Annotated in this window: 11 protein-coding genes and 4 pseudogenes; 5 read left to right on the top strand and 10 right to left on the bottom strand. The window is 69.0% G+C overall.

All coding sequences use genetic code 11. From position 1 onward, the window contains the following. Positions 1–157 precede the first annotated feature (157 nt). The 3 genes from AQJ67_RS18610 to AQJ67_RS18600 are packed head-to-tail and all read right to left on the bottom strand — an operon-like array spanning position 158 to position 3,359. Positions 158–979 (bottom strand): carbohydrate ABC transporter permease, encoded by an 822-nt coding sequence (locus tag AQJ67_RS18610; RefSeq protein WP_062720132.1) that lies wholly within the window; start codon positions 977–979, stop codon positions 158–160. Continuing rightward, the gene (locus AQJ67_RS18605; RefSeq protein ID WP_062720131.1) at positions 979–2,022 is read right to left on the bottom strand and encodes a carbohydrate ABC transporter permease; all 1,044 of its coding nucleotides are present in this window, start codon (positions 2,020–2,022) and stop codon (positions 979–981) included. Before AQJ67_RS18605 ends, AQJ67_RS18610 begins: the two co-directional genes overlap by 1 nt. Next, positions 2,019–3,359: an extracellular solute-binding protein gene (locus AQJ67_RS18600; RefSeq protein ID WP_062720130.1), complete on the bottom strand. Its 1,341-nt coding sequence runs from the start codon at positions 3,357–3,359 to the stop codon at positions 2,019–2,021. Before AQJ67_RS18600 ends, AQJ67_RS18605 begins: the two co-directional genes overlap by 4 nt. A gap of 513 nt (positions 3,360–3,872) precedes the next feature. On the opposite strand from AQJ67_RS18600, the gene AQJ67_RS18595 reads away from it, so the two are divergent. The 3 genes from AQJ67_RS18595 to dgoD all read left to right on the top strand — a co-directional run bounded on the left by AQJ67_RS18595 (position 3,873) and on the right by dgoD (position 7,084). Then, the gene (locus tag AQJ67_RS18595; RefSeq protein ID WP_062720129.1) at positions 3,873–4,922 is read left to right on the top strand and encodes a LacI family DNA-binding transcriptional regulator; all 1,050 of its coding nucleotides are present in this window, start codon (positions 3,873–3,875) and stop codon (positions 4,920–4,922) included. Beyond that, positions 4,919–5,683 (top strand): SDR family NAD(P)-dependent oxidoreductase, encoded by a 765-nt coding sequence (locus tag AQJ67_RS18590; RefSeq protein ID WP_062720128.1) that lies wholly within the window; start codon positions 4,919–4,921, stop codon positions 5,681–5,683. The genes AQJ67_RS18595 and AQJ67_RS18590 overlap by 4 nt, the downstream gene beginning before the upstream one ends. 255 nt (positions 5,684–5,938) lie before the next feature. After that, a complete protein-coding gene (gene dgoD, locus AQJ67_RS18585; RefSeq protein ID WP_062720127.1) occupies positions 5,939–7,084 on the top strand; it encodes a galactonate dehydratase in 1,146 nt (381 codons plus the stop codon). A gap of 173 nt (positions 7,085–7,257) precedes the next feature. On the opposite strand, the gene AQJ67_RS18580 is transcribed toward dgoD, so the two are convergent. The 4 genes and pseudogenes from AQJ67_RS18580 to AQJ67_RS18575 all read right to left on the bottom strand — a co-directional run bounded on the left by AQJ67_RS18580 (position 7,258) and on the right by AQJ67_RS18575 (position 10,402). Beyond that, a complete protein-coding gene (locus tag AQJ67_RS18580) occupies positions 7,258–8,940 on the bottom strand; it encodes a cellulase family glycosylhydrolase (RefSeq protein WP_244190502.1) in 1,683 nt (560 codons plus the stop codon). Between the two features lie 321 nt (positions 8,941–9,261). Further along, positions 9,262–9,390 (bottom strand): annotated as a pseudogene (locus tag AQJ67_RS50710) (IS110 family transposase); the annotation flags it as partial. 240 nt (positions 9,391–9,630) lie between these two features. Then, positions 9,631–9,802 (bottom strand): annotated as a pseudogene (locus AQJ67_RS45250) (oxidoreductase); the annotation flags it as partial. A gap of 111 nt (positions 9,803–9,913) precedes the next feature. Then, complete coding sequence (locus AQJ67_RS18575) at positions 9,914–10,402, bottom strand: Lrp/AsnC family transcriptional regulator (RefSeq protein WP_341846159.1); 489 nt, start codon at positions 10,400–10,402, stop codon at positions 9,914–9,916. Between AQJ67_RS18575 and AQJ67_RS18570 the strand changes: the two genes are divergently transcribed. Then, entirely contained in the window at positions 10,395–10,778 is a 384-nt protein-coding gene (locus tag AQJ67_RS18570; RefSeq protein WP_079056068.1) for a DUF2000 family protein, read from the top strand. The genes AQJ67_RS18575 and AQJ67_RS18570 overlap by 8 nt on opposite strands. Positions 10,779–11,327: 549 nt before the next feature. Here the strand turns inward: AQJ67_RS18570 and AQJ67_RS49385 are convergent. The 3 genes and pseudogenes from AQJ67_RS49385 to AQJ67_RS18555 form a co-directional block, all read right to left on the bottom strand. Beyond that, a pseudogene (locus tag AQJ67_RS49385) lies at positions 11,328–11,396 on the bottom strand (hypothetical protein); the annotation flags it as partial. A gap of 308 nt (positions 11,397–11,704) precedes the next feature. Then, positions 11,705–12,232 (bottom strand): annotated as a pseudogene (locus AQJ67_RS49380) (AMP-binding protein); the annotation flags it as partial. Between the two features lie 186 nt (positions 12,233–12,418). Then, on the bottom strand, positions 12,419–13,330 hold the full coding sequence (locus AQJ67_RS18555) for an alpha/beta hydrolase (RefSeq protein ID WP_062720123.1): 912 nt from the start codon (positions 13,328–13,330) through the stop codon (positions 12,419–12,421). A gap of 478 nt (positions 13,331–13,808) precedes the next feature. Between AQJ67_RS18555 and AQJ67_RS18545 the strand changes: the two genes are divergently transcribed. Then, positions 13,809–14,819 (top strand): enoyl-CoA hydratase/isomerase family protein, encoded by a 1,011-nt coding sequence (locus AQJ67_RS18545; RefSeq protein ID WP_062720121.1) that lies wholly within the window; start codon positions 13,809–13,811, stop codon positions 14,817–14,819. Positions 14,820–15,110 lie beyond the last annotated feature (291 nt).

The following is a 15,110-nucleotide window of genomic DNA, read 5'->3' as shown; positions in this document are numbered from 1 at the left end:
ACCGCCGTGGGGGAGTTGAGAATTCCCTGGGTGTCGGTCATGCGGGTTCCTTTGCTGGCGGGTGCGTCGGTGACGCGGATGAGAGGTGCGTCGGTGACGCGGATCAGAGATGCGTCGCAGGGCCGGGCGGATCAGCGCCTGCGTCGGTGCGGGGGGATCACTTGAGCCCGGAGGTGGCGGAGCCGGTGACGAAGCCCCGCTGCACGATGAGGAACAACGCCAGCACCGGGATGACGTACATCACGGCGCCCGCGGCGACCAGGTTCGGCAGCGGCGAGCCGTGCGCGTTGACGTAGCCGTAGGCGAGCTTGACCGCGAGCGTGGTGTGGGCGTCGTCCAGCAGCAGGGCGGGCGCGATGTAGTCGCCCCAGGTCCAGCTGAAGGAGAGGATCAGGCTGGTGGCGATGACCGGCCAGGACTGCGGCAGGAAGATCCGCCAGAAGATGCGGATCTGCCCGCAGCCGTCCACGATCGCGGCCTCCTCCAGCTCCTTGGGCATGTTCGAGAAGAACTGCCGGAACAGGAAGATCAGGTACGGGGCGCCGCACAGGCCCCACAGGACCCACGGCACATAGGTGTTGGTGAGGTGGATCTTGGCGAACAGCAGATAGGTCGGGATGAGGGTGAGGACCTGCGGCAGCATCATCGTCGACAGCAGGACCGAGAAGATCAGCCGCTTGCCGGGCGCCTGGAGACGGGCGAAGCCGTAGCCGGCCCACGCCGAGGCCAAGGTGACCAGGACGGCGTAAAGGGTGGCGATCGTCAGGGAGTTGCGGGCATAGCCGAGGTAGTCGATATGGGTCAGTGCGTCCCGGAAGTTGGCAAGACCGGGGTCGTGCGGCCACCAGTGGATGGGCAGCGCGCGCAGCTCGGAGGGAGCCTTCAGAGCGGTGTCCAGCAGCCAGGCGAACGGACCGAGGAAGAGGACGACGGCGCCGACCAGCAACACGTAGACGGCACTTCTGCGGGGGAACACCATCACTTGCCTCCGATCGTGCGCGGCCGAGAGGGCTTGTCCGGCTCCGGGGCGACGGAGTAGAAGACCGCGCCCTTGCTGAGCCTGAAGACGAGGAAGGTGATCGCGACGATGATCAGGAACAGCACCCAGAGCATCGCCGAGGCGTATCCGTAGCGGCCGTTGGCGAAGTACTGGGCGAACACGTGGATCATGAACAGGTAGTTGCCCTCGGGGACGGCCGAGACGCCCCTGGGGGTGGGATCGAGGGAGATCAGCAGCGGCAGGAAGCTCTGTACGGCGGCGATGATGCCGGTGATGACCTGGAAGAACAGCACCGGGGACAGCATCGGGACGGTGATCTTGAAGAAGGACTGCCAGGCGTTCGCCCCGTCCATGCGGGCGGCCTCGTGGAGCTCCTTGGGGATGTCCTGGAGCCCCGCCAGCGAGATGATCATGGCGTTGCCGCAGCCCCACAGCATCAGGGTGATCAGGACCCAGCGGGCGTAGGGATCCATCAGCCAGCTGACGCCGTTGATGTTCAGGGCGTCGAGGACGCCGTTGGCGGCGCCCGAGTCCCGGTCGAAGATCAGCTTGAAGGTGAGGGCGGCGCCGACCGGCGGCACGACCGCGGGCAGGTAGAGCAGGGTGCGGAACACCCCGCGGGCCCGGATCGGCTGGTTGACCAGCACCGCGAGCAGCAGTCCGGCCGCGATGCTGAGCGGCACGGTGATCGCGGTGAAGATGCCGGTGCGGGCCAGGGAGGACAGCGTCTCCGGGTCGGTCAGGACCTCCCGGTAGTTGTCCAGGCCGACGAAGCGGGAGTTGTTCGACAGTCCGTCGGAGTTGGTCAGGCTCAGCCACAGCGCGTAGCCGAGCGGAAAGGCCGTCAGGGTGAGGAAGCCCAGCAACCAGGGTCCGGCGAACACGTAGAAGGAGATGGCCCGGCGCGTGGTCAGGGAGGTGCGCCGGCGGCCGGCGCGCGCGTGGCTGCGGGGCCCGGGCCGGGCGGCCGTCTCCCCGGAGGGGGACGGCGCACCCGGCGCGGTGATCTGTCCGGTACTCACCCCACGAGCTCCTTGCCCTGGGCGAGCTGCTCGTTCATCCGGGAGTTGAGCGTGTCGGCGACCTTGCCCGCCGACGTCCCGGACTTCACGGCGCCCGGCAGGACCTTGCTGAGCACGCCCTCCAGGGCGGCCTGCTGGGCGTACGGGGTGAAGCTGAGGACGGAGAAGTGCGGCAGTTCCTGCTCCTGCACCCGGAAGGCCTGCTTCTGGAAGGCGTTGGTCTGCGGCATGTTCGCGCGCAGCGACTTCAGCGAGGGGATGCCCCAGCCGCTGGCCGCGCGCTCCTGGGCGGGCTTGCCGCCGAAGTACCACTCGAAGAACTTCCAGGACGCGTCCTTGTTCTTGGCGTCCCTCGGGATCCAGAAGCCGGTGGCGCCGAAGCAGGAGCTGACGCGGTCGCCGCCGAACTGCGGCGCGGGCGCGAAGCGGGAGACCTTGGCGAGCTTGGCGTCGGCGCCGATCAGTCCGCCGAACCAGTAGCCGTTGCAGCTCATCGCCATCCGGTTGGCCTGGTAGGTGGGGCCGTCCCAGCCGTCCGGGTTGGGGTTGACGACGTTCGGGCCTATGTCGGCCTTGGCGTAGTCCAGGTACCACCGCAGCGCCTTGAGCGCCTCGGGGGAGGAGAAGTCCACCGTGGCCAGGTCCTCGGCGAACAGGGTGCCGCCGGCCGACGCGGTCATCCCCATGAGCTGCGGGAAGACACCCATGCCGGTGGCGTTCAGGCCGTACACCTTCACCTTGCCCAGGCGGCGCTTGACCAGCTTCTTGCCCAGGTCCAGCCACTCGTCGTAGGAGATCGGCTCGGTCGCGCTCGGGGCGTCCAGCTTGGCGGCCTCGAAGAGGTCGGTGCGGTACCAGAACATGGAGTCCTGGGAGTAGTCCTTCGCCATGCCGTAGCGCGGTCCGGCACCCTGCTTCTTGCCGTCGTAGCGCCACACGTCGTTGACGGGGTCGAGGTCGGAGACCTTCAGCGCCGAGCTCTTGGCGAAGTACGGGTCCAGGTCCGTCATCAGGCCGCGGGCGGCGAAGTACGGGGTCTCGGTGGCGCCGAAGCCGCGGACGACGTCCGGCGGGTTCTTGGCGGCCAGCATGGCGTTGAGCTTGGTGGGGTCCCAGAGGATGACGTTGATGTTCATCCCCAGCGCCTCTTCGGCGTCCTTGAGGGCCTTCCTTTCGTCCTCGACCGTCATCACGGTGAGCGTCGTCTTGCCGCTCCCGGAGCCGCTCGTGCCGGTGCCGGCAGCGCCGGCGCAGGCGGACAGACCGGTCGAGGCGAGCGCGGTTCCGGCGGAGAGGGCGAGGAAGCGCCGTCTGTCGAGGGATGTTGACATGGGCATGCTGAGTGCCTTTCGTGGCGGGACGTGCCCGGTCGCGAGAGGTGCGCGGTTGCGGGACGTACGAGGGCTGCGGGACGTGGGGCGGAGTCCATGGCGGCATGAGGGGCTGCCGCGAGAAGCGATACGGGCGAGCATGGTGGCCGGTGGTGCGACGGCTTGCTCGGGAGTGGTGCGATATGCCCTGAATCAGGCGCATATGTCTGCGTGGACAGTGCGCACACGGGTGGCAGGGGGCCGCGAGTGCGACGGTGGTCGCGTACGCGGTGAGTCCGATGGTGACTCCTCGGCCATCGCTGACGTGGAGTCAACTATGGCCGACATCTAGCTATTTCAGTATGACCGGTTTCATGGGTTCTCCTCAGACTTATCGCTTATTTCCGTCTGAGGAAACCGGTTGACTGAAACTTTCGCGAACGTTAAGTTGCGTTTCCAGAAGGTGTCAAGAGGCCAGAACAAGTCACTCCGGTTTCCGCACGGCGGACCAGGACGACGCCCACCGAAGAGGGGGAGCACGTGCCGGAACAGTCCGTCCGGGTCAAGCTCGTGGATGTGGCACACGCGGCCGGGGTCTCCAAGGCCACCGTGTCCAAGGTGCTCAACGGCCGCCAGGACCTGTCCGTACGGCCGGAGACGCGTCGGCGTGTCCATGAGGCCGCTGAGGCGCTCGGTTACCGGCCGCACTCCGGGGCTCGGGCGCTGGCCGGCGCCAACACCCACGCGCTGGCTCTGCTGATCCCCGCGCTCGCCAACCCCACGTACGTCACCATTGCCCGAGGTGCCTACCAGCGGGCCCGTGAGCTGGGCTATCTCTCCCTGCTGGCCGAGGACTTCGACGGGCAGGAGGCCGACGAGTCCTTCCACGACCTGGTCCAGGAAGGCAGGGTCGACGGACTGCTCATCGCCTCGGCCCGCCCGGGGCACCCCCTGCTGGACGCGCTGAGCCGCAGTGCGGTCCCTCATGTCTTCCTGAACCGCTCGGTCGAGGGATCGGGGCGCAACGTGACCATGGACGTCGCCCGCTCCAGCGTGACGGCACTCGACCACCTGTACGACCTCGGTCACCGCAGGGTCGGCCACATCGCGGGTCCCCCCGGGATCACCCCCAGCGAGGTCCGCAAGCGGGCTTTCCTCGAGCACGCAGACGAACTCGGGCTGGACGCGGCGCCCGTCGCGTCCGGGGACTTCACCGAGGACGGGGGCGGGTCCGCCGCGCGGGAACTGCTGCGCCCCGCCGACGGGGACGGGCGGCCACCCGTCACCGCGCTCTACACCAGCTCGCTCGCGCAGGCGATAGGCGCCATGGCCGCGATCAGGGACCTCGGCCTCAGAATCCCGGAAGACGTCTCCGTGGTCGGCAACGACGACCTGCCCGTGGCCGCGCATCTCAATCCTCCGCTGACCACCGTCGCGATGCCCCTGCACGAGCTGGGAACCGCCGCGGTGGATGCCCTGGTGGCCACCATCGAGGGCAGGCAGACAGGAGACGTCGTCGTACCGACTGAGCCGCAGCTCGTGCTGCGCGGCTCCACGGCCAGACCGGCAGAACCAGGAGCAACGCCATGACCGTCGCCGCACCGGCGCGCTTCACCGGCCGTACGGCCCTGCTCACCGCGGCCGCCTCCGGTATCGGGGCGGCCACCGCCCACAGGCTGGCGGCGGAGGGCGCCTCCGTCATGGTCACCGACGTGGACGCCGAAGGCGCCCGGCGCGTGGCCGAGGAGGTCCGCGCCGGGGGAGGGCGGGCGCGGGACCGGCGCCTCGATGTCACCTCGCCGGGGGAGTGGGCCGCGGCCGTCGCCGAGGCCGGGTCCTGGACGGGACGCCTGGACGTGCTCCATCTCAACGCCGGCCGGAACCTGCCCGCGGCGGCCCACGAACTGGACGACACCGGCTGGCACGACCAGCTGAGGCTCTCCCTCGACTCCGTGTTCTACGGTGTCCGGGCCGCAGTGCCCCTGCTGAGAACGGCCGGCGGTGCGGTGGTGATCACCTCGTCCGTGCACGCGGTCATCGGCTTCAAGGGCTTCCCCGCGTACGCGGCCGCCAAAGGCGGGATCGACGCCCTGGTACGCCAGCTGGCCGTCGAGTACGCAGGCCAGATCAGGTTCAACTCCGTCCTTCCCGGAGCCGTGGTCACCGCCTTGTGGGCCGAGGCGCCCGACGAGTACAAGGCGCAGACCGCCGCGCGCACCCCCGCCGGCAGGCTCGGAGTCCCCGAGGACATCGCCGCCGCCGTGGCCTTCCTCGCCTCCGAGGACGCCGCTTTCGTCACCGGCCAGAACCTGCTCGTGGACGGAGGCCGCAGCATCAGCTCCCAGGAGTAGGCCACCGTCCGTACCCGTTCCGCGCGAAGCGTTCCGGGCGAAGACCCGTCCTGCCCGCTGCGGGAGTGCCCCGGCACCACCGCAACTCCACCCCGGCCCGCCCGCAACGGCCCTCCACCCCCCTTCCGACGCCTCTCCCGCGCCACCAGGCGGGCAACGCCCCTCTGGCTCACTCCGCTCACGACCGACTCACCCCTCACCGAGCCCCGGCCCCGCATCAGGCCGTACACCGCACCGGACCCGGAGGTCCCTCCCATGAAGATCACTGGATACGAGCTCTTCCTCGTCGAACCGCGCTGGCTCTTCCTCCGCGTCGACACCGACGAGGGCATCTCCGGCTGGGGGGAGCCCATAGTCGAGGGCAAGGCCCACACCGTCGCACGCTGCGTCGAGGAGATGTTCGACTACCTCCTCGGCCAGGATCCGGCCCGCATCGAGGAGCACTGGCAGGTGCTCGCCAAGAGCGGCTTCTACCGTGGCGGAGTCGTCCTCAGCAGCGCCCTGGCCGGAATCGACCAGGCGCTGTGGGACATCGCGGGCAAGACCCACGGCGTCCCGGTCCACCAGCTGCTCGGCGGCCACGTCCGCGACCGGGTGCGTGTCTACGGCTGGGTCGGCGGCGAAACCCCCGAGGAACTGGCCGAGTCGGCCGCCGCGCAGGTCGCCAAGGGCATGACCGCGGTCAAGCTCAACCCCTGCGGCCAGCTGGAGCCCCTCGCCACGCCCGCCGCGATCGACGCCATCGTGGCCGGCGTGACCGCGGTCCGCGAGGCCATCGGGCCGGACCGTGACCTGGCGCTGGACTTCCACGGCCGGTTCAGCGGGGCGATGTCCCGCCGCGTCCTGCCCTTCCTGGAGCCGCTCCTGCCGCTCTTCGTCGAAGAGCCCGTACTACCGGAGTTCTCCCAGGATCTCGGCGCCGTGGCGCGCTCCACCTCCATCCCCATCGCCACCGGCGAACGGCTCTACTCCCGCTGGGACTTCCGCTCGGTGCTCTCCGACGGCATCGCCGTGGCCCAGCCCGACATCAGCCACGCCGGCGGCATCTCCGAGACCCGTCGCATCGCCGCGATGGCGGAAACGTACGACGTCCTGGTGGCACCGCACTGCCCGCTCGGCCCGATCGCCCTCGCCGCCAGCCTCCAACTCGACTTCGCCATCCCCAACTTCCTCATCCAGGAACAGGCACTGGGCATCGGCTACGGCGACAGCAGCGGCCTGCTGGACTACCTCGCCGACACCACGCCCTTCACGTTCCGCGACGGCTACATCGACCGCCCGACAGCACCCGGTCTCGGCATCACCATCGACGAGGACGCGGTCCGCGCCGCCGCCGAACGCGGCCACCGCTGGCGCAATCCCGTCTGGCGCAACACCGACGGCTCACTGGCCGCCTGGTAGCCGCACCCAGTACCACCAGCCGGCCCGACGAACCTCGCCCGCGCCCACGCCCGGAGAACCTGCGCGACTTCTGCGCCCCGGTGGGCGGGGCGCGGATCCGGGGGACGGTTCAGCGCATGCCGCGTCTTCGTCGGCCGTCCCGGATTTCGAGGACCGTACTGATGGACCCGCTTTCAGGCTGAGGTGCCGGTGACCGCGGTGCCGGACCTGGTCAGCGTGTACGTCAAGATCGCCCCGCTCCAGAAGTGGAAGGTGAGGGTCACGGCGGAGCCGTCGGTGACCTCGTCGAAGAACGCGGTCGGCAAGGTGATCGTGCCCGCGGTGTAGTCGAGTGTGAAGGCAACGTTGAACTGCTTGTACGTCGTCCAGGACTGCGGACCGGCGGCGGTGCCGTCGGCGTAGACGGCTTCCATGGTCGCCAGCTTGTCGCCGTTGAACGCGGTGGGTATCACCAGCGAGGCCGTCGTGCCGGTCGCGCTCGTCAGTACCGGCTTGTCATAGGTGATGACGTTGACGGCCCAGGGAATTCCCTGCGTGAACCGGAGGGACAGGACGGCGTTGGTCCCGTGCTCCTGCGACGCGGTCAGCCGGCCGAGCGTGGCCGCCGCGATCGTCAGCGTGCTGCCGCTGACGGTGTAGTCCACGCCCCGCACCAGGGAGCGGCTGCCGACATCGATCCCCTTGAGTCCGGTGCCGTTGAGGTTCAGCGTGATCGTCGCGTCCGTCGGGGTCTTGCCCTTGGGCACGAAGAGCTGATCGGCGGACGCGGTGCCGGAGCGCTCGCTCCAGCTCGAACGTATCTGCGCGTAGAGGCTCGGGTCGTTCCATTGCATGGTGCGGCGGTTGAAGCGGCTGCCGTTGTCCCACAGCATCGTGGTCAGGCCCCGGTGGCGCGCGTAGTAGCCGAGATACTCGAGATACTTGAGCGTCTCACCCTGTTCGACCGTGCCGGGGCCGGAGTCCCAGCCGAGCAGCCCGTACTCACCGACGACGACCGGGATCCCCTTGGCCACGAAAGACCTGTGCAGCAGGTCGAACGTGTCGGTCAGGTCCTGCTGGGTGGTCGCGTTGAAGGTCGTGTAGCCGGCGAGGTTCACGCTGAAGGGCCAGAAGCTGTAGTAGTGGATCGAGGCCACCAGGTTCGGGTCGTCGAGCGCGGCGAAGGTGGCGAGCAGGGTGTCGATCTTGGCCTGGTCCGGGGTGTCCCCCAGGGTCGGCATGACAAGCAGCCGGTCGGCATTGTTTCCGCCGGTCGCGCGCACGACGGAGTGGAAGGTCGTGTTGAGCTCGTTCATCAGAACGGCGTTCTGCTCGTCGCCGGAACTGCCGTTGAAGAAGGGCTCGTTGACGCTCTCGAAGAGAAGTCGGCGCGGCTCGTCCCGGAAGGCGGCGGCGATCTGCTGCCAGGTGGCCGTGTACTGGGCCAGGACCGCGTCATGCTGGGTCGGCAGGTTCGGCATCCACTGCCAGGCGTCGCCGTGCATGTTGATCAGAACGTAAAAGCCATCGGCCAGGGCCCACTCGACCACCTGCTTGAGCCTGGCCAGGAACACCGGGTCGAGGGTGTAGGTCGGAGCCGGGCCCTCGTGCTGGCCCCAGGTCACCGGGATCCGGATGCTTTTGAAACCCTGCGCCTTCAGCCTGCGGAAGAACGCCCGGGTCACCCGCGGGTTGCCCCACGCCGTCTCGTCGGCGCCGATGGCCTCGAAGCTGTTGCCCAGATTCCAGCCGGGCTGCATGTCCGCGACCACATCCATCGCGGACGCCGACGCGGCGGAACCAGTGGACCGGGCAGCGGCCTGGGCGGCCGTCGGGACGGACAACGCCGTGACGGCGAGGGCCGCGGAGGTCGTCATGACCTGACGGCGAGTGAAACCGGCTGAACTCGGCATATAACTCTCCATTGAGTCGAAAAGGCCCTGCCCCCCCATGTCGACGACGCCCATCGTCGAAGCGCTTCGACACGCTGCGGGAGCCTAGCGCAACCTGACGCCGAGAGAACGGGCTGATCCCGCATGGAATCCGCATCGAGTTTCGAAAAGTTGCGCGTCGAAGCGCTTCCCTCGATGGGGCGTCAGGAGCTGTGTCGCGCAAGTTCGTCTGGGTCCCTGCTCGTCTGCCGTCGATGTGGACCGGGCCGGGGGCCCTATCGCTCTCGTCAAGGTGGTGCCGCCTGCTCGTGGGTGAGGATGGGGCAGGCGCCTGTCGAAGGCCTTCTTCCCGGCCGGGGTGACGGCGGTGGCGTGGTGTTCGCCCTTGCCGACGTCCAGGCCGAGGAAGACGTCGATGCCGCCGGTATCGATCACGTGCAGGCCCCTCCATCACGCTTTCGTCCGGCCTTGCCAGGGCACCGAGCTGCCACAACCACGTTACGGAGAGCTCTTCCGGCTCGGGTGAAACCAGTGCTCAAGCCCCTCACCAGCGGTCCGCCAATGTCTTCGGACCCGGTGACACCACCCCCCCCGGATCATCAACAACAGGAGGGGGAGTCATGCCGGACCGGAAGGCCGGAGGCCCCATTGCGGAGCCACGAAACGGTAACTGGGGGGAGAGATCCGGATGCCGGTGCGGACCGCTCCGATCTCGTCGGCCACGGCGGTGGCGACGTCCACGGCGAAGCGGATGTGGTTGTCCGGTGGAGCCGCCGTGCCGGTCGGTGCGCTGGTTGGTGTTGGTGGCCAGGAACTGGTGCACCAGGTAGCCGTTGGCGCCGTGGATCGTCGGAACGTCGGCTCACGGTGTTGAACATGGCCGTGTATGCAGGGCGGTTGGCGGCCTCGTCGTTGCCGTGCCGCCGCCGATGCCTGCGTCCGCTGGAGACGCCGTTCGTCAGACATTCTCTGACGAAGAGCCGGTGCCGTGCGCTGGGGTGATGCGGTTGTTGGTGAGGTACTCGTAGACGATCGAGGTGCGCACATCGGCGACCTCCGGACGTTCGGTGAGGCGGTCGATGACGAAGGCGTAAAGACTGGTGTTGTCAGGAACGGCGACGTGCAGGACGAAGTCCTCGGTGCCGGTGGTGACGAAGACGCCGAGAATGTCCGGCAGGCCCATGGCCCAGTTGCGGAAACTCTCGATCACCGGGCGGGACGGTGGTCGGACGCGCACGGCGATGAGTGCCTGAACGGGGCGCCCGATCGCGGTGAGGTCCACGTCGAGGATCGCGCCACGGATGATTCCCCGTCGGCGCAGAGCCCGCGTACGGTCGAGCGCCGTCGTCGGGGACACGCCGACTGCTGCGGCTACCTCCCGGTTGGTCTTCCGTGCATCCGACTGCAATTCCCGCAAAATCGCCGTATCAAGTTCGTCCATGGCCATGAAAAGAGCCCCGGGCCGCGCCGCAAACGCCGCGGTCTGCGCTGCGGCTCCGACCGTGGCCCGAGTTCCCGGCCTGCTCGGGGCGGACATCTCCGACGCGACGGGGTCCGTCCACCCGGCACTGCCCTGGGTGGGCTGCTCTGTACTCGCCGCCGATCCGGCCGTGTTGCGTGCCATTCGCGAGAAAGCGGCCTCGTACGCCGACACCTTCGTCGCCGACATGCCCGCCAGCGCCCAGCACACCCTCGTCTACACCGACTACGCCGCATCCGTGGCGAACACCGACAGCGCCGAGCTGGACTACTGCGCGGTCAGCATCGTCGGCCCCCGCAACCGCGTTTCCAAGATCGTCGGAAAGCTGCCCCTGCTGGGCTGAACGCTTCCAGAAGGCAAGGACCTCATGAGTCAGGAACCCCTGTCCACCGTCAGCGGATATCTGCTGGACCGTATCGCCGCGGTCGGCGTGCGCCACGTCTTCGGCGCCCCCGGTGGGCGAGCCGGCTCCGAGCCTTCCGGACAGGTGTGTGTCCGCCCTGCGTCGGGCGCCGGGTCCGGACAGCCCTCCGAGGCCGCCTGGCCGGTCCGTCGGAGGGTCGCAGGACTGTCCACCGCCTGCGAAGTGATCGGCGCCGGCGTCCGTCGGTGTGGAACGTGCTCCCCGTGGTTCTTCATGTCCTGGGACAGCCTTGCCCGGCGTGTGTCCGGCGCGGCGGAGAACCGGGCGCAGGTTTCGATGACGTCGGGTTCGTCGACGGTGGAGGGGGTGGGTTCGTCGTGGCCGTCGGCGATGCCGCGCATCGTTTGCGGAGGTTCGCTCCGGAGGGGGGCTGGGGCAGGGCTGCCACGATCGTGACGTCTTTGAGGGGGCGACGGCGCCGATGTGCTCGCGTACGAGCTGGACGAGTTCGGCCTCGACCTCGGTCGCGTCGCGGCTGATGCCGGCTTTCAGGACGACGAAGCCGCGCGGGATCTGGCCTCCCAGTTCGTCGGCCACGCCGAAGACGGCGCATTCGGCGACGTCGGGAAGGGCGGCCGGGCCTCCTCCATGCTGCCGGTGGACAGTCGGTGTCCGGCGACGTTGATTGCGTCGTCGGTGCGGCCCATGACGAAGATGTAGCCGGCGTCGTCGGTGTGGCCGCTGTCACTGGTGAGGTAGTAGCCGTCGTAGGCGGAGAGGCAGGAGGCGACGTAGCGGTCGTCGTCGTTCCAGAGGGCGGGCGATGCGGCGGGCGGTAGGGGGAGCTTCACCATGATGGCGCCGTCGACGTCCGCGGGTACGGGCTCGCCCGAGGGGTCGAGGGCAGGAACATCCCAGCCCGGGAGCGGACGGGTGGAGGAGCCGGGTTTGAGGGGAGCGCTCTCGATGCCGACCGGGTTGGCGACGATGGGCCAGCCGGTCTCGGTCTGCCAGCAGTGGTCGATCACCGGGATGCCCAGCAGCGCGCTCGCCCAGTGGTAGGTCTCGGGGGCGAGGCGCTCGCCGGCGAGGAAGAGGTGTCGTAGGCCGGTCAGATCGTAGTCGGCGGTGAGCGTTCCCTTCGGGTCCTCCTTGCGGATGGCTCGGAAGGCGGTGGGGGAGGGTGAACATGGTCTCGCCCGGGCCCACGTGGACGGGTGCGGGCTGGTCACCCCGGCCGGCCTCGACGTGCCGGCCGAGTGCGTTGAAGCAGACGTTGAGCTGTCCGTGGGGGAGTCGGCGGTAGAAGGGCGTGCCCGAGGAGTCGAGGCGCGGTGCGGAGCGACATCCCAGTCGATGCTTTCCGCCGCCTGCAGCCAGAAGCGCTCCGGGTCCTCGGTACTGGCACGGAAGACATCCTCGTACGTTCCCATCGAGCGCTCCTTTGTGGCATCGGGAGGTGGTGTGGTTGCGTGCGGAACGGTGTCGGACACACGTGCCGTATGCCGTATGCCGGTCGGCGTGGTCGAGCAGGATGCCGCTGACCGGAGGACCGGTCACCGGCATCGCGGTGGCGCGGCGGACGAGCGGGCAGACCCGGCGTCAGGCGCGGCTTTCGCTCACGCGCCGAGGTGGTTGCGGAGCCACTGGCCCATCTGTTCGATGGCCTGGTCCACCTCGGGTACGCGTCCGGCGCCCAGGACGAACGAATGCTGCCCTTCGGGCATCGCGTGGGTCTCGGTGGTGACCTTGAAGTCCGCGAGGCGGCGGCCGAGCTGGGCGCCGTCGTCGGCGAGGGCCTCGTACTCACCGTAGTAGACGAGCGTGGGCGGCAGGCCGGTCAGGTCGGCGTTCACGAGGCTGATCTGCGGGTCGGTGAAGTCCACGGCGGGGTCCTGCAGCCAGGCGCCCCTGAAGAGCTCCAGCGTGCCACGGCTGAGCATCTTGTCGTTCGACTCGTTGGCGTCCACTGCCGGGTTCTGGAGCGTGAGGTCGGCCCAGGGGGAGACGCTGACGATCGCGCCGGGCGTGGCCTCGCCCTTGGCGAGCAGGCGCAGCGGCAGCATCACCGCCAGGGTGCCGCCGATCGAGTGGCCGGTGCTGCCGATGTTCTGCGGCTCGTAGCCCTGCGCGAGCAGCCACCGGTAGGCGGACTCGGCGTCGTCGAGCTGCGCCGGATAGGGGTGTTCGGGCGCCAGCCGGAAGTCCACGACCAGCGAGCGGGCGCCGGCCGCCTTCGCGATATGACCCGCGGCCTTGCGGTCGGAGTGCATGGAGGCGGTGACGGACCCGCCGAAGTGGAAGTGCAGCAGCGCGCGTTCGGGATCGGCGCCCTCGGGGATGGCCCACAGGGCGGGGACGCCGCCCGCGTCCACTTCGGCGTAGGTGACGCCTTCCGGCTCGGTCGACGCCTTGTGGTTCGAGTCGACGATGTCACGGATGACAACCAGGTCGAGGCCCGGTGTCGACGACTTCGCGCTCACACTCGCGAGGAACTCCGCGAACTCGTGTGCCTCTGGGCTTGCTCCCATGGTGGTGCTCCTTCTCGGGCGGGTGCCGTGCTGGGTTCCCCTGCGGCAGCCGGGTCGATGTGCCGGTCATGACGCTACTGGCTGAGTATATGAAAGTAAACTCAGATGCGGTGAGATCACGAGATCACCCTCATGGGTGCGAGGAAGCCCTTCGGGGCATCGGGGATGGGCTGGCGGCTGCTGGAGGGAACGCCGACGGCGAGAGCAAGATCGAAACCGGATGGGCGCAGGGTGAGCTGCCGTGTCGCGCTGATGAGTTCGACCTGGAGCCTGGGGTGCCGGCGGCGAACGCGTCCCAGGGCGGGGGGCGAAGGCGGTGCCGCAGCCCCGCCGTGGCCGCCGGTAAGCTCGTCGAGGCGCTCCGCGCCGTGTGCGAGGAGCTTGAGGTGCCTGTCCCTCAAGCCCACGGCTCATCGACGGCGAGTTAAGGAACATGATGGCCACGACAGCCAGGTCCGCGGGGACGAGATGACGAGCCATGCCTGATACCGCTGGGGTCGAGATTCTCGCCCACGTCCACCGGGGCGTCGGCCGCATCCTGTTGAACCGGCCCAGGGCGCTCAACGCCCTGACCACAGACATGGTCTCCGCTATCGACCGTGCGCTCGCCTCGTGGGAGCACGCGCCGCTGTCCGCCGTGGTGCTCGCCAGCACCAGCACGAAGGCGTTCTGCGCCGGTGGGGACATCCGGACGATCCGCGAGTACAGCCTCGCGGGCGATGCCGAGGCCAGTGAGCGGTTCTTCGCCTCCGAGTACCGGCTCAACGCCCGGATCGCCGAGTATCCCGTGCCGGTCGTGTCGCTCATCGACGGTTTGTGCATGGGCGGCGGTCTGGGGCTGTCCGTCCATGGTGGCTTCCGTGTCGTCACCGAACGCGCGGTGCTGGCGATGCCCGAGACCGGGATCGGGTTCTTCCCGGACATCGGGGCGAGCTACTTTCTGCCGAGACTGCCCGGCTCGATCGGCATGTACCTGGGGCTGACCGGGCAGCGGATCGACGCGGCCGATGCCTTGTACGCGGGGCTGGCCACGCATTTCGTTTCCGCGGACCTGCTGGACACGGTGGTGGACGCCCTGGCCGACAGCCCCGATGAGCCGGTGGACGTCGTCCTGAACCGTCTCGCCGGCCGTTCCCCGGTGGCGGAGAGCAGATTGGCGGAGGTTCGCGGGGACGTGGACTGGGCTTTCGGTGCGCCGACCCCCGGCGAGATCGAGAAGCGCCTGCGTCACCTCGACACCCCTTGGGCGGCAGCCGCGTTGGGTGCCCTGGAGTCCGCCTCGCCGCAGAGCTTGGAGATCACTCACGCCCTGCTGGCCCGAGGCAGACAGCGCACATTGCGCGAATGCCTCGACGCCGAACTCGCCCTCACGCGCACGACCATCCGCACGCCGGACTTCCTGGAGGGCGTCCGTGCCGCCCTGGTCGACAAGGACCGCACTCCCACCTGGCAACGTGCGTCGCTCGGCGGAGGGACGCCGGCGTCCTGAGCGTGTCCGCCGTGAGCACGACATCGCCTTGCTTTGTGCGGGGGAGGCGGGAGGGCCGCGCGTCAGCGAATCGGGAGCGTATGGCTCCCGCAGACTGCCGCGGCAGATGTTCGACCGGGGCGGGAGCCATGTGGCAGTCATAGGGGTCCATGGCAACCGGTGCGCCGCTGATGCGAGCGGTCTGGCTGCGTCCGTACAGAGTCGGGTCTCATCGACCCCTGCGGCAGCGCGCCACCGTCGTCGCGGTTGCGCGTGTTCTGGACCGAGCGGTGGCGGGGGAACGATCTGCCG

It is taken from the genome of Streptomyces caeruleatus (assembly GCF_001514235.1).
GTDB classification, from domain to species: Bacteria; Actinomycetota; Actinomycetes; order Streptomycetales; family Streptomycetaceae; genus Streptomyces; species Streptomyces caeruleatus.
This window is presented reverse-complemented; position numbering and strand designations above follow the sequence as displayed.